Source organism: Leptospira kobayashii (assembly GCF_003114835.2).
Classification (GTDB): Bacteria; Spirochaetota; Leptospiria; order Leptospirales; family Leptospiraceae; genus Leptospira_A; species Leptospira_A kobayashii.
In genome coordinates, this window is record NZ_AP025029.1 from 253239 (window position 1) to 274191 (window position 20953).

A 20953-nucleotide genomic window follows, 5' to 3' on the forward strand; every position below is an offset into this window, starting at 1 on the left:
TAGTTTTTTTGAAAATTATTCTTCTGCGATCGCTTTGAGCTTACTCAAACCCGCTTCATAATCCGGGCCCAAAAACGGCTCAATCAAAGCACCAAAATAGCGATCTATGTATCCTTCCGCTTTCCCGGTGAAACCCCAGGTAACATCCATTCCTTTTTCTTTCGGAGAAAATTTCCAATAAGCCTCGGCCTTTCCCATATCACCGAAATCCAAATGGTTTTCTATCGTTTGGAAAGGTTCCGACTTGGTGATAGTCAAAGTGCCTGATCCGGAAACAGGACCAACCCAACTATAAGAGGCACCTAGTCCCGCCTTCTTTTCTCCAAAAGTAACTTTTGCCTCGGGATCCTTTGCTCTCCAAGGAGACCAAAGTTGATTTTTTTCCACATCATTCACAAGATCGAAAACCTTCTCTTTGTTTGCCTGAATGAATATGGTTCTTTCCAAACCGTACTCCGAAGGTAGAAAGAACCCACTAAGTAGAAACACTAGAACGAGGGATAAGAAACCAAAAAGAATGAACTTAATAATTTTCATTAGACAAGTATGAAATTCTAAAAATCAATTTTGTCAAGAAATTATTTCAGGCGTGGATTATGACTTCTTCAAATGGAAGAAGTTGATTTTTTTCTTTAAGGTATCCGCCAAATTAGCAATTCCATTCGACGTGGCTGTCATTTGTTCCAAACCTGCCGCAGTCGATTGAGTCAGATCGTTGATACTGAAAATCGCCTGAGCTACTTCTCCGATTGCGTTTTTCTGTTCTTCCATGGAAAGTTTGATCCCTCGGCTGATTTGGTTCACTCTTTCCACTTCATCGCTGACCTTTACATTAATCGTTAGTTGGTTCTTGGTGTTCTTTTCAATAGATTGAGTCATTGCATTGAAAGAATTCACTCCCTGGATGATTCTTTGAATGAGAGAAATCGTCGCTTCGATAGTTACTGTTCCGTTACTGATTTCTTTTTCGTTGGCTTGAATGAGTTCGTCTATGTCTTTGATGGAGGTAGCGGTTTTTTCAGCCAATTTGCCGATTTCATCCGCAACAACCGCAAATCCTCTTCCGTAAACCCCCGCCCTTGCCGCTTCGATTGCCGCATTTAATGCGAGTAAGTTGATCTGTTCGGAAATATTATTTATGATTTCAATCACACTCCCTATTTCTTGGGAACTCTCGCTGATCTTTGTTATGCTATTTCGCATAGAATCCAAAGAGGACTGACCTGTTCTCGCTTCGTTTGTGATATGATTCACTTCTGCGGAAGCTTCCCCTACTTCTTTTCCCATAGACTCGATGATTCCCGACAACTCGGACATCTGTTTGCGTAGGAATTCCACTTTTTTGAACTGATCTTCCGCTTGTGCATCTACGTTCTGTACGGCGGCCGAAATTTCCTCTATGGAGGCAGAGATTTCCTCTGCAGCGGCAGCCTGTGTCTGTGCATTCGAAGACAAACTATTCAATGCAACCGTCATTTCTTCCGCCGAAGCGGCCATGTCGTCCGAGATGGACTGATTCACCTGAACCACTTCAGATACCTGTGCGATCGTACGATTCAAACCTTGTGACAATTTTCCAAATTCATCGGAAGATTGTAAATGGGCATTGTCCTGCAAATCTCCTTCCGCCATTCTTTCCAAAGTTTTTTCAATGGAACGAAGCGGTTTGAAACGGAAATAGAACAAGGCATACATAAAGAATGCGATGGCAAATGCACCGCTGATGCTGAGGTACATTAGTCCGTCCAAAGCATCATAACATTCCTTTTCGATCTCATCCAAATCAATTGTGGAATAAAATTGAAATCCATATTTAGGGTTCAGTTTTTTGCGAAGAAGAAAGACGGATCCTTCCCAAGGATTTGTAAACGCCTCAGTTTCTCCTGCGTCCTTCGCCAACTCTTGAAAATTTTTATCCGGCGTAAGATCGAATAACAGGTATTTGGGATTTGGATGCCAAACCATCTTATTGGCACGGTCCAAAAGAAAAGAATAACCGGTGGTTCCAATATGAACATTTTTCAAAAAAGTACTTAATGCGTCCCCGATCAGAAAAGGGAATCCCACAATTCCAATCGTTTTGCCTTTATCATCTTTCACCGGAGCGGAAACAAAGATAACGATCTTTTTGGTTAGAGGTGAAGCCTCTGCGATTCCAAAATGAATTTCTCCGTTTAAGGCTTTATCGATATTTTCTTTGATCAAAGGATTGCCACTGAGTTTGAATCCAAGTCCTGCGCCCTTGGGAGATCCGGTTGCAACAACCGGATAACCGGGATCAAGACTGGCAACAAATGTATTTTCAATAAAGCTTGCAGGGTTTTCCAAAATCCTTTTCAGAGTAGGCGCTAGTTTTCCATACTGTTTGGTAGCAAATGCATCTTTTACCTCTTTGCTACCTGCAAATTCGGTGATACTGGCCTCAAGTGCTTCGAATAACACGCTCATGGCGGCTTCATTGCTTGAATTGAAATTATAAAGTTGATTCGAATATGCCTTTTCCAGGGAGTTGGCATTGATTTTAAAAGAAACCATCATGTATACGTCGCTGAGCATAATGATAGAAAGACAAAACATGATAGGAATACTTTTACCCAATCTTCGGTAGAAAGGATTTTCCTTTTCTTCAAATCCTCTATCAAACACATCTTTCTTTAAAAGAAAATGAGATGCTGTTTCCGTTCCCACAAAAGCCAAAAGAATATTGATCAGAGCAAGGAAGATCAGTATGTTTTCAAAATAGAAAGCTTGGGTCTTGGTAGTGACATCCATCATGAGAAAAGGAACTAAAATGATCGCGGCGGCAATGATCCATTGAACCGCTCCGCCAATGGCGAATATAATGGGAATTCTCGCAGCGGTATTCCATACCTTTAGATAAGCTTCGGAAGAAATGGTTTCTCCATTTTCCCTTTGAACCAAATAGTTTTTTATTTCTTTTAAATACTTTGCGATAAACCCGAAATGTACTATTTGAGAAGTGAGCGAAGCGACAAGGATGGAAAGTAAAATCGTAACAAACTGTTCTTTGGTCGGTTTGAGCAGAAAATAGGTAAAGATAGTACCGAGTGGAACGACTACCCCAAGGGAAAGACCTTGAGAAACTAAAAGAATCCTAAGGGAATATTGTTTGTATAATTTCATTTCCAGTGAACCTAAAGGTCAATGGGAATGGCTCTAATTACTTCTGCAACATTTAAAACCGTTATGATCTCGGAATCAAAGGAACCGATTTACTCAATTGGAAAAAATTAATTTTCCGTTTTAAAGTTTCCGCCAAATTCGCCATTCCGTTGGATGTTGCAGTCATTTCTTCCAAACCTGCTGCCGTAGATTGAGTCAGATCGTTGATACTGAAAATCGCCTGTGCCACTTCTCCGATTGCAATCTTTTGTTCTTCCATGGAAAGTTTGATCCCTCGGCTGATTTCGTTCACACTATCGACTTCCGTAATCACTTTCTGATTGATCACAAGTTGTTCTTTGGTATTGGATTCGATGGAATGAGTCAAATCCTGGAATGAATTCACACCTTTGATGATCGCCTGAATCAAAGAAATCGTGGATTCAATGGTTTCCGTTCCATTGGTAATTTCTTTTTCATTCGCTTGGATCAAAGAATCGATATCTTGTATGGACTGAGCAGTTTTATCCGCCAATTTGCCGATCTCATCCGCAACAACCGCAAAACCTCTTCCGTAAACCCCCGCTCTTGCCGCTTCGATTGCTGCATTTAATGCAAGTAAGTTGATCTGCTCGGAGATATTATTTATGATTTCTATCACACTTCCGATCTCCTGAGAACTTTCGCTGATCTTCGTTATGCTGTTTCGCATAAAATCCAAAGAAGCCTGGCCCCTCTGAGCCTCGTTTGTGATTTCGGTCACATCCTCCGAAGCTTTTCCAACTTGTCTTCCCATTGCTTGAATGATATTGGACAAGTGATTCATTTGCGCTTTCAGAATTTCCACTTTCTGCGCCTGCTCATCGGACCTAGCGTCCACATTTTCAACTGCAGCTGTGATTTCTTCAATCGATGCGGAAATTTCTTCCGCAGAAGCAGCCTGTGTTTGGGCATTTGCGGAAAGGCTCCCCAGGGCAACTGACATTTGTTCTGCGGAGGATGCCAAATCTTCCGATATCATTTGATTGGCGCCTACTACATCGGCGATCTGATCGATCGTATTGTTCAAACCTTCTTGCAATTTACCCAATTCATCAACTGAGTCGGGATGAGTCTTTTCCGTTAAGTCGCCTTTTTTGATTCTCTCCAAAATCATTTCGACTTTAGACAAACCCGATAGCCTACTTTTCAAAAGCAAAACTACAAATATATTGATGAAAATAGAACTCAAAGTACCTATCACGGAAAGCCAAACCATGGAAACGATTGCGCTTTTTTCAATCTCATCCACACCTATAGTAGTAATGAAATAAAATTGGTATTTTTCGTTGAACTTACGCATCAATGCCTTATGAGAACCGTTGAAAGAATACTTTACAAATGCATCATCCGAAGCACTGGCTAACCTTTCTCCGAAGGATTCTTTTTTAAAATCATATAAAGTGTATTTTTCATTAGGGTGCCAAATCGCGATCAAATCCCGATCCAAAAGAAGAGAATATCCGCTTTTCCCACCTAACTTCAGTCCGCCGACCACCGACTGGACAAATTTGCCTGCAAGAAAAGGAAAGCCTGCAATGGCAATCACCTCTCCCGATTCGTCTCTAATGGGTGCCGTTAGAAGAATCACGGACTCTTTTGTGACGGGAGAACGGAATGCCTTACTGAAAATCGTTGTTTGGTCCGTAGTAAATTTCAGGTTGTTTCTGGCTTCCGCCTCATCATGCAGATTTTTGCCAATGCCTGCACCATCGGGCAATCCGCTCGCCACAACGATGCCCGAAGGAGATGCTACAAAAGTATTTTCATATAATGCCAAAGGATCATTGTGTATCTTTTGTAAATAAGGAGAAAGTTCTCTCCATCGTTTTTCTTTTGTTATCTGAATAATCCGTTTGTCAGATACGAAGTCCAGAATGTCCGTTTCTCTCGATCTGAAAAATCGTTCGATTATGATTGAATTATTGGAATTGATATTGGACAATTGGTTTTGAAATGCGATATCTATTGCATTTTTAGTAGAGTTGAAACTAATTAGAACCAGCACTATCAGCAAAAGTTGAATCAAAGCGGAGATCAAAATCGGCAAAGACAATCTTAAACTTTGGTAATCCAAATTTTCGCCCTGATAGTTTTTGGGAGGTATGAATATTTCTTTTACGTATAAATTCCGCAACAGAACAACCGCTACAATATAAGCGATAAGAATACTTACAATTGCGGTAAAGATCAGTATCCCGGTAAAATTCACTTCCTGAGAAACAGTCGATTCTTGAAAAAGAAAGAAAGGAATCGTTGAAATCAAAGTACCGAGAGTCCATCTTATGATTCCGATCAAAACAACCCTTCCCGGCAAATTGGCGAGTCTGTTCCTTGCATCACGGAAAATTTCGTTTGGAATGGTTTCACCCCGTTCCCAAAGATTTAGATAAATTTTAAGGGGTTTGAGTTGTTTCCCGATGAACAACTGTAAAACTTGAGCAAGAATGGCCGCTAAAATCCCCCCTCCCAATAAAATTTTGAGCTGGTCAGTAGACGGCTCTATGAAAAAAACCACGAACCAAAAGGCAAATGGTATCAAAATGATTAGATTGATGAATTCTGTGAAAATGAAAAATTTGAGAGCGAATCTTTTGAACATTCTACTTCCCAGTCTCTAAATCCAAAGAGAATGGGAAATAAAATTTAACGATTTTTAAGATAAAATAATGGGAAAGAAATAATAAAAAACCAAATTAAAAGGAAATTTTTACACCCAAATTTCCCGAATACAAGTCTTGGCCACCGTAGATTCCTTCTGCGATGATTTTAAACAAAAACACATCGATTTCCAAACCAACGATCCCATATCCTATTTTCCTTTTGGAATTGCCGCTACCGTATGCCGAAAGTCCGAGAGTGCCAGACTCACTTGCAGAAAGTAACGCAGGACTGATTTGATTTTGGTATTCCCTAGGTAGATCGATAATATTGGCAGCCGCGGTTTGAATCAGGAAAGGTCCTTTTCTGGAAAGGGAAATTTCGCTATCACCCGTGTTCCAGCTGTACCCACCACCTACAATTACATTCAAAAACCAAAATAAACCGATTCCGGTTCGAAGATCAACATGAGTTGTCCTAACTTTTGTTTGGTATTCGAAATTGGTATCTCCGCCCCACTTTCCTTTGACTCCGTTTGTTTCTATCGTTGCAGCCTTCCCTTCCAAATAACTGAGACTGAAGCTTTCATTCATCACATGATGTCCGACCCCTAAGTTCACTCCATTCCAAGTAACCACATTGGCGAAAAAACCTACCTTTTCAAAAACCTGGTAACGGAGCATCCCTCCGTAACTTTTGACTGTTATGCGGCCTTCGTAGTTTTTATTATTGGAAAGACCTTCCAGTTGTTTTTGAGAAATGGCGGAATTCACTCCATGCAAATAAACCGAAAATCTGCGCATATAATGCTGATCATCAAACCCTAGAATCCACCCGAGATTGAAATCCAAATTGAAAGAAGGAATGATCGCTCCTCCCACGTTGGGAAGTTCAGGTAGTTTAAAACCGGTATCACCTACTGTTATATTGTCTTTTTTATAACCTGCGGCGGAAACTCCTACCCCTACCTGAAATCGCCTAACATGACCGGTACCGACGATAGAGCCGCCCAGATTGGCAAGAAATCCTGCCTCCGTATTTGTCTTCATTACTTCGTTTAAATACTCTTTTTGAAAACGGTAGTATGTATTGTTGGTTAGGCTCGTGAGGTTGGAAGGCAAATAAGCGCAAGATTTCCCTTCACAGGTAAATTGTGCTTGTAGGCTTTGCGTTTTCAGGATCACCCCAAATAAGATTATAAATATAAATCCGGTTCGTTTCATAACTGATTGCACCTTAGCAAAAAACCCTAGCTTTTGCCTTTATTATCCCCTACATCGATCAACAAATGAACGAAAATTTATTTCCTAATCATTCAGAACTTTTTCTTTTTTTCCAGAGCTAATCCAAAAGACTCCAAATAAAACGAAAAATGTCCCGATTGTGTGGAAAAATGTAATCGTTTCGCCCAAAAACCAATATGCCAGGAACAAAGTTGACATAGGTCCGACCGATCCGATGATCGCCGCTTCTTTAGACCCCACCCGCTTGATTCCTTCCGATACAAAAATTGCCGGGAGAACAGTGTTTACCGTTCCCATAAAAAAGGTAAGCAGGTAAAGGGAGAAAGGTTGGTCCAGTTCCTCCCATTTCCCGAAAAGCGCAAAATGAATGAATACCGCCAAAGAAGAAATGGCAAGTGCGATCGCAGTGTATCGTTTCGCTCCCAATTTAGGAACAAGTGACCCTGTCCCCATAAGATAAATAGCATATGTCAATGCACTCAATAGAATAAAAATAGCGCCGAGGGAAACATCTTTTGCGGCTCCTACTTTCAAGTCCTGGCTGTACGCAATTGCAACGCCCGTGTAAGTGAGTAAAAGCGCGAATATTTCTCTGGAACGGATTTTCTTTTTCAAAAACAGAAAGGACAGAATAACAACTAACGTAGGATAGATGAAAAGTATGATTCTTTCCAAACCGGCAGTGATATATTGTAATCCTAAAAAATCAAATAAGCTGGCAAGATAGTATCCCACAATTCCCATAAAAAATACGGAGAACCATTCTTTCCTTGTGAGTTCGGCAGGGCCCAATTTTTTCTCTTCCGAAAGGGCAATCCAAATCAGGAAAGGAAAAGCAAATAACATTCTAAAGAATAAAGAAGTAAGCGCACCCAAAGGATATTGATAAGTCAGTTTGACAACCACCGCTTTGGCCGAAAATAAAATGGCTCCTATGAGAACGAGGATTGCACCCTGCCATTCTTTTTTAATTTTTAGGTTCCAGTCCATGATAGTTCCATGTTGGAAACGGGCGATTTCCCCGATACATTAAATAGAATGAAACGAATCTGGATTCTATTTCTGGTATGTACTTTCGGGTTGGTGACGGATCGTATTGCGAAAGAAGAAGAAATTTCCAAACCGCTTCTCAGAGTTTGGCCTGCTTTTCGTCCCGAAGAATGCGAAGACTGGGCCATCCTTCCCTATCTATGCAAAAGATGTATATTGCAGGGAAAACAGTACGCTCAGAAAATCTTTTTTTATGAATCAGGACCTTATCGTTTGCATGGATGTTATTTGGAGCCGGAAGGCTTCATTTTAGAGGAAGAAGAGAAGTGACCTCAAGGCACGTAAAAAGGCCTAGAGGTCACAAAAATCAGGTTATTTTTTCACACAACCCATAATGCCTGCAAGACCAGGGGAACTTTTCAAACAGTTTGGATCGAATTTTCCTTCCATACACTGCTCAACCATTTTAATCTTGCCTTGTTGTAATCCTGCAAGTAACGGTGCTGCTTGCGGGTTCTTTTTTGCTTCTTCTTCAATCGCTACGAAAGCAGAAGTAAGAGCCGCATCGCATTCTTCTTGAGAGTAAACTTTCGATTTACAATTTGTGAGCGAAAGGCCCAAAAAGAGAGCAAGAACAAGTAATTTTTTCATGAAAATCTCCAAGGATTTATGTTTCTTGATACAATCCTTCAAGGAAATGGATTTGAAAACAAAAAAATGATACATCATATTGCGATTGGTACTAAGTCTGTTCGGGTTCTAGCTGATTTTTACAAAAAAATCCCCGATTGTATGTTTTTAAAAGAAAACCTATATCCGGATTCGGATCGGATACGGTCTGTCTGGTTTCAAATTTCAGATACGATTCTAATGATAGAAGAAGGAGAAAAAGAATCTCCCCGAGCTATGGTCTTTCTTTACCAAGAAAAGAATTGGCAGAATTGGAAATCATTTTTAAATTCAACCTCCATCCGAGAAAGAACCGAATTCACAATTTATTTTTCGGACCCAGACGGAAACAAACTAGGTCTCAGCAGTTTCCCCGAGCCATTGCATTTATAGGAATTCTATGACAATCAAACAAAAGTTAGCTACAGGCACTTCTATTTTTACATTCTTAAGTTTGGGAATCATTTTAACAGTCATATCCGTTGTCATTTATAACAAAACAAAATCAGAAGTGATAGAAAACCTTTCCACAATCACGGACAAAATGAGCTTGGAAGTGACATCTTCCTTGTCGGGTCCTTTGAATGAGGCCTATATCTTGAAAAAAACCATCGAAGAAGGATCGATTCTAGACCGGGGAAAAACTCTCAAATTGTTGAATGTTTTGACCGCATCCGACCAAACGATCCTCGGAACTTACGTTGTTTTCGAACCGAATGCATTCGACGGTTTGGATTCCAATTTTAGAAATGCAAAGTATCATGATAGTACGGGGAGATTTGTCCCTTATTCCGTAAAATCCAACGGCAAAATCATCATCGAACCGGTAATAGACTATGATAAGGAAGAATCCGGATTTTACCAACTTCCTAAAAAAACCAAAAAACTGGAACTACTGCCACCTTTCTCGTATAAGGTGGATGGAGTGGATACAATGATGGTCTCTCTTGTATACCCGATTCTAAAAGGAGATAAGTTTATTGGGATCGCCGGAGCGGATTTATCCTTGCAAACCATTCAGGATTATTTTAGAAAGATCAAATTATTCGAAGGAGAAGGAAAACTAACCTTCATCGCAAACAACGGAATTTTGCTATTCGACGGATTTCATCCTGAAAAAGAATCGGGAGTCTGGAAAGACGAATGGGATCCGAATGTAAATCTTGCCATGAGTTCCGGAAAAAAACAAATTTATACGGATGACGGTTATCTGCATATCAGTGCTCCGATCCATTTGGTAAAAGACGGCAATCCCTGGACCATCCGCATTTCCTATCCCATCCGATTGATCACAAACGAAATTCGGTTTTTATTTTGGCTGGCGCTGATACTCGGTTTGATCGGCATCGTCATCTCAGTCAGTTCCAATTACATCATATTTCATAAGTTAGTGGATATACGTCTGCAGAACATACTTCATTTTACGGACAAAGCGAGTAAGGGAGATTTAACCCATTCCCTTTCCGAAATGAAAAACGATGAGATGGGTAGACTTGTCAATTCGGTCGGAATGATGACGGATAACATTAAACAGATATTAGCTGTCGCGCAGTCTTCCGGAGGAGAACTTTCCCAAACCACAAGTCAAATGGGAAAATCCATATTCGAACTTTCCGATCTCGCCCAGTCTCAAGCCGCTTCTTCCGAAGAAGCAAGTGCCACGGTGGAAGAACTGAATGCATCCAGCGAAACCATCAACGGAAATGTAAGGCAAGCCGTGGACAATACAAAATCCATTCACGAGTCTTTGATCACAATCCAAGGGCTTGTACAAAACATCACACAAGCTGTGGAAGGTTTCGGCAAAATTGCGGTCGAAGCCAATCAACGTGCGGAAGAAGGGAGAAATATGGCTTCCCTTACTTCCGAGGCCATCGAAGAAATCCAGGAAAAGTCGCAAATGATCACAGAATTTTCCGATGTGATTTCCAATATTTCCGAAAGAACAAGCCTACTCGCATTGAATGCTGCGATTGAAGCGGCCCGCGCCGGTGAATCAGGAAGAGGTTTTGCCGTGGTAGCGGAAGAAATTTCCAAACTTGCCTCTCAGGCCGCCGATTCGGTTTCTCAAATCAATCAATTGTCGGCAGGCGCCTTGGAATCCATCGACAAAGGAGGAGCACAAGTTCAAAAACTAATTCAATCCAACAGTCCACGGAAGAACAAAAAAGAGCCACGGACGAACTCGCCAACATGACAGTAAATATTTCGAACGGATCTCAGATTTTATCGGACCAAGCTGCAATTATGACGGAAAATTCATCTCGCATGACAAATATTAGTTTAAAACTAGAAGATGTCTTACAAAAATTCAAATTGTAAGGAAAGGCTTTGAAACCAAAGGAAGGAGAAATCTTTCCAAGCGACTGCTCACGCTAGGTTCAACTAACGAAACCTGAAAGGGACCAACTTTCAGAACTTGGAAAGATCGTGACTGGTCGGTTTTGCAACGACGCTGGTAGGCTTATTGCCCAGCCACCTCGCGAGTCAAAATTCTTGTGTTGTAACAACTACTATCCAAATAGACCACCTCCTTTGCTCATACCTTAGCTAACCTTTTCTAGTACTCTTGGATTTCAGTGTCAAGAAAACATTTGGCAAAATGGGAAAATTACATAAACATTGTACCAAATGGCAAAGGAAAAAAAAGCAAATCCGGTTCCGGTAAAAAAAGAAAAAGAGTCTAAGGAAGAATTTTCCTTTTTAGTAAAAATCAGGGACTTACATAAACATTATTATGAGGTAAACCTCATGATAGAATCAGACAAGGAAGAGATAGATCTTGTTTTGCCGGCTTGGACACCCGGCTCTTATATGATCAGGGATTACTCCACCCACTTACATAAATTTGGTGCCATTCATTCGAAAACAAAGGAGCCTGTCCGTTTGGAACAAACGGATTTGAATCATTGGAAAATTTTTTCCGAAGGAAAATCCGTTACTGTTTCTTATATCATTTATGCCTTTGAAGATTATACCGTTAGAACCAATTATTTGGACACTGAGTTCGGATTTATCAACCCTGCAGGTTTTTTTCTTTATCCCGAGAACGGTTTGTCACAGCCTGTGGAGATTCAATTTCAGGTTTCGGACATATTCTCAAATGTATACACATCCCTTTCAAAAAACAATTCCCTACATTCGTTTCATGCAAATGACTTTGACGAATTGTTCGATTCCCCATTCCACCTAACAAATAAAAATTCAGTATTCTTTGAAGCAGGATCTTGTCAGCACGAACTTCTCATTGAAGGAGATGTGCCCTATTCCTTTAAGGAAAAATTGGCGAACGATCTGAAACGAATAACATCTACCGAGATCGCATGGATGGGCGACAACCCGAATCCATACTATCTTTTTGTTTTGAATCTGAGCCAAAATGCCTACGGTGGATTGGAACATAGAGCTTCCAGTATTAATTTTTTCAGCCCCGATCAGATCCATGACGAAGAAGAATACAAACGTCTTTTGGAATTATTGGCTCATGAATACTTTCATCTCTGGAATATCAAACGAATTCGACCGATTGCACTCGGTCCTTTCGATTATCAAAAACCCAACCTAACAAAAGAACTTTGGATTGCGGAAGGAATTACCAGTTTTTACGATATCTACTTTTTATATCTTTCCGGTTTCATTACAAAAGAAGATTATCTAACCAAAATCCAGGCGGATATTTTTGCGCTGGATGAAACGAACGCAGAAGAATGGATGAGTTTGGAAGAATCTTCCTTTACAGCCTGGAACAAGTTTTACAAAAGAAATGCGAATAGTCATAACCTGAATATCTCCTATTATACAAAAGGTGGGATTCTGGTTTTGTGTATGGAACTTTTCATTCGAAAGGAGACTGCCGGTTTAAATTCCTTCCAGAATATAATGCAGGCTTTATATAAAAAGTTTTATATCGAGAAAAAAAGAGGATTCACCAAACAAGAGTTTTTCGATACTGCGTTGGAGACGACAGGTGTGGATTTAAAAACTGAATTTGACACGTATTTGACCAAACCGGTAAGGATTCCTGTGGAAGAGTATTTAAAATGGATCGGCGTTTTCCGAACGGACTCCGATTTCAGTTCGGACCTGGGGTTTCGAGTGAAAGAAAAAAATGGAAATGTTTTCGTTCAAAAAATCCTCCATGGAAAGGATACCGCTACACCGGACATTCAACTGGAAGATGAAATCATTGCAATCAACGGAAAACGGGTGAATTTTTCCGGCTTCCAAAAATTGGAAAAACAATTTCAACCGAAAGAAAAAATAGTGATACTTTTGTCCAGATACGGAAAGACGAAAGAGATTCTTATCGAAGTGGGAGGAAGTTATAAAAACAAAAAACTTTCCTTTAGTAGTATCATCCCGACCGAAATCAAACAAATTCAGAATTCATTTTTCGGAGTGAGCTAAAATGGCGAGTATTCTGAATTATATCCTTACTCCTTCCACAAAAGAGGAGATTCTTCCCAATAAACCTCTGCCTCTATCCAAAGGAGGAAAACATTGGATTCATATAACAGCTGAAAACGAACAGCAGCTTACATTGTTATTTCATAAACACAAAATCCATCCTCTTACCATCGAAGACATACTCAACCCAAGTAGTAGAATCAAGTTGGAAAAATTTCCGAATTATATCTTCTTTATTTATAAAGGATTTCATTTGGAGAAAAACCAACTTGTTTCGCGGAATTTTAATTTTATTCTGACGAAAAATCAAATCATCTCGCTTACTCTTGATTTTCGCGAAACAATCAGCGATCTAATTGAAAATTGGAAAGCGAACCATCGCATTTTAGCGCAAGGTTACGAATTCGTTGTCCATAAAATCCTGGATATAGAGACGGATCATACTTTGGCGATCGTCCAGAAAATTGAAGAAAAAATAGAACATTTGGAAGATCAGATATTCAACAACACGAGAAGACTGGATATCAGCTATGTTTACAGCTTACGGGGAAGTCTTCAAAGTATGAAAAAATGGCTGATTCAAAACAAAGAGGTTCTGGAACATGTGGAAGCGATCCAAAGCAGTTTTTTCAGCGATGAAGCGGATGCTTTCTTTCGGGACGTACGGGATCATTCCATCAAAATACTAGAGTTAGTTGATAGTAACATCGAATCGATTTCATCGGCCTTGGAAGCTCATATCGCGATCTCCAGCAGAAAAACGAATGAAATCATGAAAACACTCACGATTATGACTGCGATTATGTTGCCGATGTCACTTATCGCCGGAATATTCGGAATGAACTTTAAAAATATTCCTTCTCTAGACTGGGAATGGGGTTATTTTTATTCCTTGGTATTGATGATAGGTACGGGAATTACAATGTACTTGTACTTTAGATTCAAAAGATGGTTTTAATCCGGTTTATCGCTTTAGTGTACGGAATGAATTGCGTTACGAATCTCAACTAATTTGGATTCGTATTTTTCTTCGAACGCTTCTTCTCTGCGTATCCAACGATTCAATAATTCTTTTAATTTTGCATTCTTTGCCTCAAACTCGGTCGAGTCGGGAAAAGAAATGATAGTATCGTCCGCTAGCGGTTTATTCGGAAATTTGAGAAAGGCAAAGTCCGGAATCATCTTCTCCAATAATTCCAAATTGAATATAGGATAATTCGCCTGGATCCACTCTACAGTAGGAGGAATCCGTTTGCTGAAAAACGCTTCTTCAATGGCTTGGATGAGGACCCTTTTATTTTGAACCTTTTTATCCTTTTCGATTTTTTCTTCGCGTTCTTTTAACTTCTTTTTGAGAAAATTTTCCCTTCTTTTTTCATATTGAAACTGGCGATCCATCTGAGCATATGCGATAATGGATTTTGCTTTCGCATAACCACTATTAACAATAGGTGTGACTCCCAACATATAGAATAGTTTGTAAAACCAGGGAATGTAATTAAAATAAACGGATTGCAAATTCCTCCCGTAGATTTTTACAAAGTCTTCGTCTTTAAAAATCGGTTTTACATCCGCTTCATTCGTTTCAATGAGAGCCTTAAAATACAGGATGTATTCCGTGGTAAAACGATAGTTTTCGTAAATAAGCGAATTAATCTCTTTCAAACTGGCAATGTTTTTCAAAGCAAAAATAGCCATTTTAGCGTCCGGGTCCAACCACTCCGCCGAAAGAACATTCGGATTTTTTTTCAATTGTTCTACGATGATGATATCATTCTTGGTATCTCTTTCCAAGTTGATGCGAAGCAATCTGGAATCGAAATCGAAAGTACTTTCAAGCATTGTCAGATAAACTTTCAGCAATTTATCCAATTCCGTTCTTTGGCTTTTCTCCTGATTAACGGCCGCGATATCGCACAATTTCCGTATTACTTTGACTATGCGGAAATATCCTTTCTCTTTCAAGATCGCTTCATAAGCAAGATAAACATCCATTCTCTTTTTAATTGTTTCGATTTCGTGATTGTCAGAGAGTGCTTGCGATTCCTTAATTTCAGCATTCATTTCATCAATGCGGTCCCTTAGTCCCAAATCGAAAGACCTGGCTATCGGCTCTACCTTTGCTAAAAAAAGTTCATTCGCAATTGAAATGAAATGTTGTGCCTGGCTATCGAGAATGGAAAAAATTCCTATATTGGGAAGGACTATCAGCTTGGTTTCGGCATCCAATTCTTCCAAAAGCAATTCCTTCGATCTTCTAAGCATGAGCGGCGAGGGAGGATAAGGAAATTCATTCGGCAACAATAAGTGATCAATATCGTCTCCGTTAGTTGCCTCTTTGATAAATTGTGGATCGGAGATTTTTAATAAAATGGATCTCCAATCTTCTTCTCCCAACTGTTTTTTCTCGATTGCATATTTTTTAATCGCATCGGAAGATTTTTTAAGCAAACGGTGAAACGTATCTTCAATAGAAAGTCCGTCCGGGACAGAAACGCAAAACGGATATATATCGATAGAACCCAATCCATGATTGTAACGGATCTCGAAAAGTTGCGTAACGATTCCATAATCGATCAATTCCCAAAGATGTTCGAGTGCCACTTCCAAAGATATTTTCAACTTTTCAACGGAAGATTCGTTGGTTTGGAAGAGCGCACCTTTTTCAATTTGATCTTTCGTTGAAAGAGCTTCGATCGCTTTCATGATTACCAATGCTTCTTTTTGAAGGATAATACCCGAAGCCCTTCCAATCATTTCTTTGGAAGTGATAGATAGAAATGCGTCTTTCGGAGGGTGGGTTCGCATAATTTAGATAGAGGTAATCCCTCCATCTACAGACCAATTGGCACCGGAAATATATCCGGATTCTCTTTGCATTAAAAAGTTGACTACTCTTGCGATTTCCGCAGGTTCGGCAACTCGTTTAACGGGAGTTTTGTTGATAATGATCTGGCGATGATCCTTGACCTGATCCTCTTGAATCCCCATGGAAGTGTCCACATAGCCCGGGCTAATACAATTTGCGGTGACCCCGAATTCTCCCCACTCATCCGCGATGGATTTTGTGAATCCTACCATTGCATGTTTGGAAGCGGAGTATCCCACCGATAAAGCCGATCCCACGATGGAAAGGGAAGATGCTATCGAAACGATACGACCGAACTTGGACTCTTTGAATTTAGGAAGTAATAATTTGGATAAAAGAAAAAGAGAATCCATATTGATGCGGAAAATATTCTGCCACTCTTCCAAATTAACATCTGTTATCTTGTGGTAAGGTCCGCCGTAACCGGCACAGTGAACGAATCCGTAAATCTCACCACTCTCCTTGCATTCGGAAATAATCTTGGTGAGAGCTCTTTCCAAAACGAATAATGGTTCGGATAAATCGATTTCTCTGAAGGTTTCCTGCAATACAGGAGTCTCCGGTCTTTTTTTATCCAAATTCCAAACGGAAAATCCGGATAAGACGAGTGACCTCACGATCTCCCGACCGATTCCTCCACTACCGCCCGTTAGTATGATGATTGTTTCGGGAACTTCCATGATTACAGTATTCCTTTTTTCGGAGTCATATAAAACTCTTCCAGATAAACCGTTTCAGGAAGAAAAGCAAGATCATGAAGGAAAATCGCGGCGTCTTTCACATTTACCATATCTTCTTTTGAAAATTCCGGACGGCTATCCCAGATGGAAGTTGCAATGGCGCCGAGATAAGCATTGATTACCTTTGTTCCAAAAGGTTTCCATTCCTCTCTCAAAGCTTTGGCAAGTCCGGAGGCCGCATGTTTGGAAGCACAATAAACGGTAGAATTGGGGAATCCTAGTTTTGCCGCCGTAGAAGTGAAAAAAACTACCGTCGCAGGAAGGGATGACTTCAAAGCAGGACTCATAATTTTTAATACTCTCATAGAAGAAAATAGATTCAAACTAAAATGTTTTTGAATTTCAATCAGATTTATATCTTCGACAGGTGAAAAAATACCATCGCCTTGCGCAAAGTAGACGACATATTCGGTTTTCTCCTTGCCGGATTCCCAGGATTTCCATTGTTTTTGCCAGGTTGTTTCCCAAAGATCAAAATCCATATCAGCAGTAAGGTCGAATTTGTGGTTGGTATTCGGTATAAATTCGGTTAATTGGCTTTGTCCGCTTCTTGAAAAACCGTAAACCTCTATCTTTTGGTTGTTCTTTGAATCCAAGTGGAATTCGTTAAAAACCGCTTGTCCGATGCCGGATCCGGCGCCAAAAACAAATATTTTTTTGGATCTGTTCATTTATGATGGGCCATGACTTGAAAAAGGAAAGCAACTGCTTCCAAATGTCGATTGGCCTCGGTAATTGTTTTTCCCCAAACTGTGGGTCCGTGCTCTTCCACTAAAACAAAGGGAAGAGAATAATCCGGATGTTTGTTCAGAAATAAGGAAATGGTATCCGCGATTTTTTTCACTTCTCCAAAATTATAAAAAACAGCCATTTGCAAACTAGGCCGCTCCGTCCAAATTCCAAAAGCCTTTATCATCTCCACGGGAGGAATCGGAACCAACCGATAACCTTCTTCGGGAGTCAGCTTGAAATTAAGTACGTTGGATTCGAGTGTGTGAACGTGAAGTATGGAATTTGCATCAGTAAGATGATTGTATATGGAATGATGAATGGAAGTTTCTGCGGACGGTTTGTTCCCGTCTGTTGTTGAAATCATAGACTGAGAAGGGATATCTATTTCAACGAAGTCGTTGTTTTTTAATTCTCCTTTGTGTTTGCCCGAGGCGGTAATCCAAAAGGAATGTTTTTTTTCCGATCGGACAGATAGATTGCCGGCAGTGGCAAACATCCACTGCCTTTGGTAATACAACTGCGAGAGTCGAACCAGCTCTCCAATAAAACCTTGGTCACCCAATCCTATTTATTGATCCTCTCCACATAGGTGATGTCGCGAAGGTCAATTTTCACCATATCCCCTTGTTTGATAAAGATAGGGACATTGACTTCCCCACCTGTTTCAACGGTAACTCTCTTCAATGCAAGACCTGTTGTGTCTCCTTTGAGCCCGTCTTCCGCGTAAGTGACTTCGAGTACGGCAAAGTTCGGAGGAATGACACCGATTGGCTTGTCTTCGTAAAAAGAAACTTCTACGGGAGTTTCTTCTTTCATGAATGGAAGGATATCTTCTACATAATCCTTGGAGACAGGGATTTGTTCGTAATCATTCACGTCCATGAAAATGATATCGTCACCGTCTGCATAACAGAACTGCATTTTTCTCTTTTCCAATTCAACACTTTCCAATTTTTCCGCAGCTTTGAATGTTCTTTCAATAGAAGAGTCTTTGATAACGTTCTTTAGTTTGGTACGAATGAACGCAGATCCTTTTCCCGGGTTAACAAATTCGGTTTTAACCACGGAATAAAGTTCGTTTTCGATTTTAAGGATCATGCCCTTCTTAACTTCTGTAATGCCTAATGTCATAATTTCAATCTCGTAAAACAAAATCCAGGGGACTTGCCATGGTGTCAATCCAAGTATGGTCATAAGATGAGCCAGGAAGATTGGATGTGGCAAATGCAGAATCGAATTACCGATCTTGCCACGTTGAAAAACCATATTACCCTTTCTGAGGAAGAAGAATCCGTTTTCCAGGCCGCGCAGGAACAATTTTCGTTTTCTATCACTCCTTACTATCTCTCTCTGCTCCATCCTACTGACGCAGCTTGCCCCATCCGAAAACAAGTTCTACCAAGATCGAATGAGTTAATTCGCGCAGAAAATGAATGGGAAGATCCTTTGGCGGAGCAAGTTCATATGCCAATCAAAGGGGTAACCCATAGGTATCCTGATCGGGCCATTTGGTATATTTCTCATGTTTGTGCCGTTTATTGCAGATTTTGCACCAGGAAAAGGAAAGTTTCCAAGCCAACGGAAACTCCGAACCGGGAAGAATGGCAAGAGGCCCTGGAATACTTCCGAAACCATACGGAGATCAAAGAAGTGATACTTTCCGGTGGAGATCCTTTGACTCTTTCCGATCAACACATTGATTATTTACTGAGTGAATTAAGTACAATCAATCATATCAATCATTTGAGAGTTCATACAAGATATCCGGTTACTATGCCAATGAGAATCACCGATTCTCTTTGCGAAATTTTTTCTAAATACTTTCCATTGTACATTGTCACTCATTTCAATCATCCGAAAGAACTTACTCAAGAAGTAAAAGTGGCGATCGAAAAATTGATTCGAAAAGGGAATGTAACTGTTTTAAATCAGTCGGTTCTGCTGAAAGGTGTGAACGATACCGTGGAAACTCTGGAAGAGCTCAATTATAAATTGGTCCGATTCGGGATTAAACCTTATTATTTGCATCAATGTGACGAAGTTTACGGTAGCTCCGGTTTTGTGGTGCCTATCGAAGAAGGAATTCGCCTAATGTATGCTATCCGAGGGAGAATGTCCGGGCTTACCGTTCCCAATTATGTGAAAGATCTGACCGGTGGCGGTGGGAAAGTACTACTCGGGCCAAATTATTTGATAGAGAAGAAAGAAACTTCCTATCTGTTTAAAAATTTTAATGGAGGAGAATATGAAGTTACTCATTAGATTTCCGGTTATTGCGGCATCATTTTTATTTTTTCTTATAATGTGCAAATCTTCCCAACTTTCGGAAGTATCCGGCAGAATAAACGACCCTAAAGAAAATCGTAACGATAGCGGGAAATTTACGGCAAAACCAATCACAAAACTTCGATTAACCTATGATTCCGTTTGGTCCCCGAAAAAGGATTTTGTGTTATTGGAATCCGGCAGTTTGCACGAAAGCGGGAATTCTTACAAAATAGAATATCAAGATGTAAAAGCGGGCGAGATAGCCTGGATTAAAGTTTCTTCCACCAATCAAGACAACCAAAGATCTTTTCCTTATCTGAATTCAGATTTACCTTCAACTAACGCAACAAAGGTTTACTATTTTTCTTGGCAGGGCAGAAAAGCCAGTATACTAATGAAAGATATCTCCTCACCTGTAAAAGTTTATCTTCGTTGGGAAGGAATTTATAAGGGTTATCTAATTGTCGCGGAAACTGAGATGGATCAAATTACAACGGATGAGAAAAATGGGCTTGGAGATTATTTTCATCAGCATGTGTCGAATTATCTCGAGTTATTTTAATTGTTCCCGTTTGGGATCGTCTGTTTTTCTTATGAAGAGTTCGCGTTGTGGAGGAGCTCGGCTTTGAAAGTGGGATAACGATCTGTTTTGAGATCGTATGTTTGGGTGAGACGGACGGAGCGTAGAAATGGGGTACCTCTCACAATTCCAAACTCACGGACCATCGCCAACCAACCCATCTCCCGCCATTCCAATAATAACCCAAGCAAATGACTGCGAGAGATGGACAAAGCACTCGCCATTAAATCCATCTCGATCAAATACCTTTCATCAATACGAAAAGTTACTTTTTTTAAATCCAAGCCTTGTTTTTGATATGTGCGAGTCACTTTCCCCTTCCGCTTCGGGAAAAAGCCGTGGTAGATAAAATAAGCCGAATCTTCCAAAAGATTTCGAATAACGGTCGAGTATGTAATTTTGGGATTTCCCTTTTTCAAATCGAAACCGCTTGCAATTAAAAAAGAGGTACTACATGACGAGAACGGTTTCACTAACCTGGCCGAAATTTCCGCTTCGTCCGAGGAAAGTCGTTTTGAAACCCGTTCGAATTCTAAAAACTCAAAAAAATCCATAACCATCATGAAAGCTGTGGTTAAAAATTTACCCTTTTGGCTCCCTTTTTTCTCTGAACCATCAAAATATCCGAAAAAAGATTAGGCAAAAGAACGTTCTTGAACAATCCTAGGAATGAATCGACAAAGATTAGTTT

Annotated in this window: 19 protein-coding genes; 7 read left to right on the forward strand and 12 right to left on the reverse strand. The window is 40.1% G+C overall.

Annotated elements, in window-relative coordinates; genetic code table 11:
* Positions 1–15 precede the first annotated feature (15 nt).
* The 5 genes from DI077_RS19440 to DI077_RS19460 all read right to left on the reverse strand — a co-directional run bounded on the left by DI077_RS19440 (position 16) and on the right by DI077_RS19460 (position 7997).
* The gene (locus DI077_RS19440) at positions 16–537 is read right to left on the reverse strand and encodes an SRPBCC family protein (protein WP_109022283.1); all 522 of its coding nucleotides are present in this window, start codon (positions 535–537) and stop codon (positions 16–18) included.
* A 57-nt stretch (positions 538–594) separates the two neighbouring features.
* Complete coding sequence (locus DI077_RS19445; RefSeq protein ID WP_109022282.1) at positions 595–3144, reverse strand: methyl-accepting chemotaxis protein; 2550 nt, start codon at positions 3142–3144, stop codon at positions 595–597.
* Between the two features lie 61 nt (positions 3145–3205).
* The gene (locus DI077_RS19450; RefSeq protein ID WP_109022281.1) at positions 3206–5764 is read right to left on the reverse strand and encodes a methyl-accepting chemotaxis protein; all 2559 of its coding nucleotides are present in this window, start codon (positions 5762–5764) and stop codon (positions 3206–3208) included.
* Positions 5765–5858: 94 nt separating this feature from the next.
* Positions 5859–6986, reverse strand: a complete 1128-nt coding sequence (locus tag DI077_RS19455) for an Lsa36 family surface (lipo)protein (protein ID WP_109022280.1) — start codon at positions 6984–6986, stop codon at positions 5859–5861.
* An 84-nt stretch (positions 6987–7070) separates the two neighbouring features.
* Entirely contained in the window at positions 7071–7997 is a 927-nt protein-coding gene (locus tag DI077_RS19460; RefSeq protein WP_109022279.1) for a DMT family transporter, read from the reverse strand.
* Between the two features lie 72 nt (positions 7998–8069).
* Here DI077_RS19460 and DI077_RS19465 point away from each other — a divergent pair, with 72 nt between their 5' ends.
* Positions 8070–8327 (forward strand): hypothetical protein, encoded by a 258-nt coding sequence (locus tag DI077_RS19465; protein WP_242935472.1) that lies wholly within the window; start codon positions 8070–8072, stop codon positions 8325–8327.
* A 42-nt stretch (positions 8328–8369) separates the two neighbouring features.
* On the opposite strand, the gene DI077_RS19470 is transcribed toward DI077_RS19465, so the two are convergent.
* Positions 8370–8648: a TIGR04454 family lipoprotein gene (locus tag DI077_RS19470; protein ID WP_109022461.1), complete on the reverse strand. Its 279-nt coding sequence runs from the start codon at positions 8646–8648 to the stop codon at positions 8370–8372.
* A gap of 18 nt (positions 8649–8666) precedes the next feature.
* Between DI077_RS19470 and DI077_RS19475 the strand changes: the two genes are divergently transcribed.
* The 4 genes from DI077_RS19475 to corA all read left to right on the forward strand — a co-directional run bounded on the left by DI077_RS19475 (position 8667) and on the right by corA (position 14031).
* Positions 8667–9059, forward strand: a complete 393-nt coding sequence (locus DI077_RS19475) for a VOC family protein (protein ID WP_242935456.1) — start codon at positions 8667–8669, stop codon at positions 9057–9059.
* A gap of 7 nt (positions 9060–9066) precedes the next feature.
* On the forward strand, positions 9067–10863 hold the full coding sequence (locus DI077_RS19480; protein WP_135354938.1) for a methyl-accepting chemotaxis protein: 1797 nt from the start codon (positions 9067–9069) through the stop codon (positions 10861–10863).
* 434 nt (positions 10864–11297) lie between these two features.
* Positions 11298–13073, forward strand: coding sequence for a M61 family metallopeptidase (locus DI077_RS19485; protein WP_109022276.1), 1776 nt, complete (start codon positions 11298–11300; stop codon positions 13071–13073).
* A 1-nt stretch (position 13074) separates the two neighbouring features.
* The gene (gene corA / locus DI077_RS19490) at positions 13075–14031 is read left to right on the forward strand and encodes a magnesium/cobalt transporter CorA (protein WP_109022275.1); all 957 of its coding nucleotides are present in this window, start codon (positions 13075–13077) and stop codon (positions 14029–14031) included.
* 14 nt (positions 14032–14045) lie between these two features.
* Here corA and DI077_RS19495 read toward each other — a convergent pair whose 3' ends face one another.
* The 5 genes from DI077_RS19495 to efp all read right to left on the reverse strand — a co-directional run bounded on the left by DI077_RS19495 (position 14046) and on the right by efp (position 18545).
* Entirely contained in the window at positions 14046–15881 is a 1836-nt protein-coding gene (locus tag DI077_RS19495) for a hypothetical protein (RefSeq protein WP_109022274.1), read from the reverse strand.
* A 3-nt stretch (positions 15882–15884) separates the two neighbouring features.
* Positions 15885–16622: an SDR family NAD(P)-dependent oxidoreductase gene (locus tag DI077_RS19500; protein ID WP_109022273.1), complete on the reverse strand. Its 738-nt coding sequence runs from the start codon at positions 16620–16622 to the stop codon at positions 15885–15887.
* A gap of 2 nt (positions 16623–16624) precedes the next feature.
* Positions 16625–17353 carry an SDR family NAD(P)-dependent oxidoreductase gene (locus tag DI077_RS19505; RefSeq protein WP_109022272.1) on the reverse strand — a complete coding sequence of 243 codons (729 nt, stop codon included), beginning with the start codon at positions 17351–17353 and terminating at the stop codon, positions 16625–16627.
* Complete coding sequence (gene mtnB / locus DI077_RS19510; protein WP_109022271.1) at positions 17350–17910, reverse strand: methylthioribulose 1-phosphate dehydratase; 561 nt, start codon at positions 17908–17910, stop codon at positions 17350–17352. The genes DI077_RS19505 and mtnB overlap by 4 nt, the downstream gene beginning before the upstream one ends.
* A gap of 68 nt (positions 17911–17978) precedes the next feature.
* A complete protein-coding gene (efp, locus tag DI077_RS19515) occupies positions 17979–18545 on the reverse strand; it encodes an elongation factor P (RefSeq protein WP_109022270.1) in 567 nt (188 codons plus the stop codon).
* A 66-nt stretch (positions 18546–18611) separates the two neighbouring features.
* Between efp and DI077_RS19520 the strand changes: the two genes are divergently transcribed.
* Together DI077_RS19520 and DI077_RS19525 are read left to right on the forward strand one after the other, a co-directional pair.
* Positions 18612–19676, forward strand: a complete 1065-nt coding sequence (locus DI077_RS19520) for a KamA family radical SAM protein (protein WP_109022269.1) — start codon at positions 18612–18614, stop codon at positions 19674–19676.
* Positions 19660–20244: a hypothetical protein gene (locus tag DI077_RS19525; RefSeq protein WP_109022268.1), complete on the forward strand. Its 585-nt coding sequence runs from the start codon at positions 19660–19662 to the stop codon at positions 20242–20244. Before DI077_RS19520 ends, DI077_RS19525 begins: the two co-directional genes overlap by 17 nt.
* Positions 20245–20273: 29 nt before the next feature.
* Here DI077_RS19525 and DI077_RS19530 read toward each other — a convergent pair whose 3' ends face one another.
* Complete coding sequence (locus tag DI077_RS19530; RefSeq protein ID WP_242935458.1) at positions 20274–20681, reverse strand: DUF1564 family protein; 408 nt, start codon at positions 20679–20681, stop codon at positions 20274–20276.
* Between the last annotated feature and the right edge of the window lie 272 nt (positions 20682–20953).

Bases quoted from the DNA above. Each gene is read 5' to 3' on its own strand.
- DI077_RS19455 (WP_109022280.1), bottom strand. From the start codon at position 6,986: ATGAAACGAACCGGATTTATATTTATAATCTTATTTGGGGTGATCCTG.
- efp (WP_109022270.1), bottom strand. From the start codon at position 18,545: ATGACATTAGGCATTACAGAAGTTAAGAAGGGCATGATCCTTAAAATC.
- DI077_RS19485 (WP_109022276.1), top strand. From the start codon at position 11,298: ATGGCAAAGGAAAAAAAAGCAAATCCGGTTCCGGTAAAAAAAGAAAAA.
- DI077_RS19495 (WP_109022274.1), bottom strand. From the start codon at position 15,881: ATGCGAACCCACCCTCCGAAAGACGCATTTCTATCTATCACTTCCAAA.
- DI077_RS19475 (WP_242935456.1), top strand. From the start codon at position 8,667: ATGTTTCTTGATACAATCCTTCAAGGAAATGGATTTGAAAACAAAAAA.
- DI077_RS19445 (WP_109022282.1), bottom strand. From the start codon at position 3,144: ATGAAATTATACAAACAATATTCCCTTAGGATTCTTTTAGTTTCTCAA.
- DI077_RS19450 (WP_109022281.1), bottom strand. From the start codon at position 5,764: ATGTTCAAAAGATTCGCTCTCAAATTTTTCATTTTCACAGAATTCATC.
- mtnB (WP_109022271.1), bottom strand. From the start codon at position 17,910: ATGTTTGCCACTGCCGGCAATCTATCTGTCCGATCGGAAAAAAAACAT.
- DI077_RS19525 (WP_109022268.1), top strand. From the start codon at position 19,660: ATGAAGTTACTCATTAGATTTCCGGTTATTGCGGCATCATTTTTATTT.
- corA (WP_109022275.1), top strand. From the start codon at position 13,075: ATGGCGAGTATTCTGAATTATATCCTTACTCCTTCCACAAAAGAGGAG.
- DI077_RS19440 (WP_109022283.1), bottom strand. From the start codon at position 537: ATGAAAATTATTAAGTTCATTCTTTTTGGTTTCTTATCCCTCGTTCTA.
- DI077_RS19460 (WP_109022279.1), bottom strand. From the start codon at position 7,997: ATGGACTGGAACCTAAAAATTAAAAAAGAATGGCAGGGTGCAATCCTC.
- DI077_RS19520 (WP_109022269.1), top strand. From the start codon at position 18,612: ATGAGCCAGGAAGATTGGATGTGGCAAATGCAGAATCGAATTACCGAT.
- DI077_RS19470 (WP_109022461.1), bottom strand. From the start codon at position 8,648: ATGAAAAAATTACTTGTTCTTGCTCTCTTTTTGGGCCTTTCGCTCACA.
- DI077_RS19505 (WP_109022272.1), bottom strand. From the start codon at position 17,353: ATGAACAGATCCAAAAAAATATTTGTTTTTGGCGCCGGATCCGGCATC.
- DI077_RS19480 (WP_135354938.1), top strand. From the start codon at position 9,067: ATGACAATCAAACAAAAGTTAGCTACAGGCACTTCTATTTTTACATTC.
- DI077_RS19500 (WP_109022273.1), bottom strand. From the start codon at position 16,622: ATGGAAGTTCCCGAAACAATCATCATACTAACGGGCGGTAGTGGAGGA.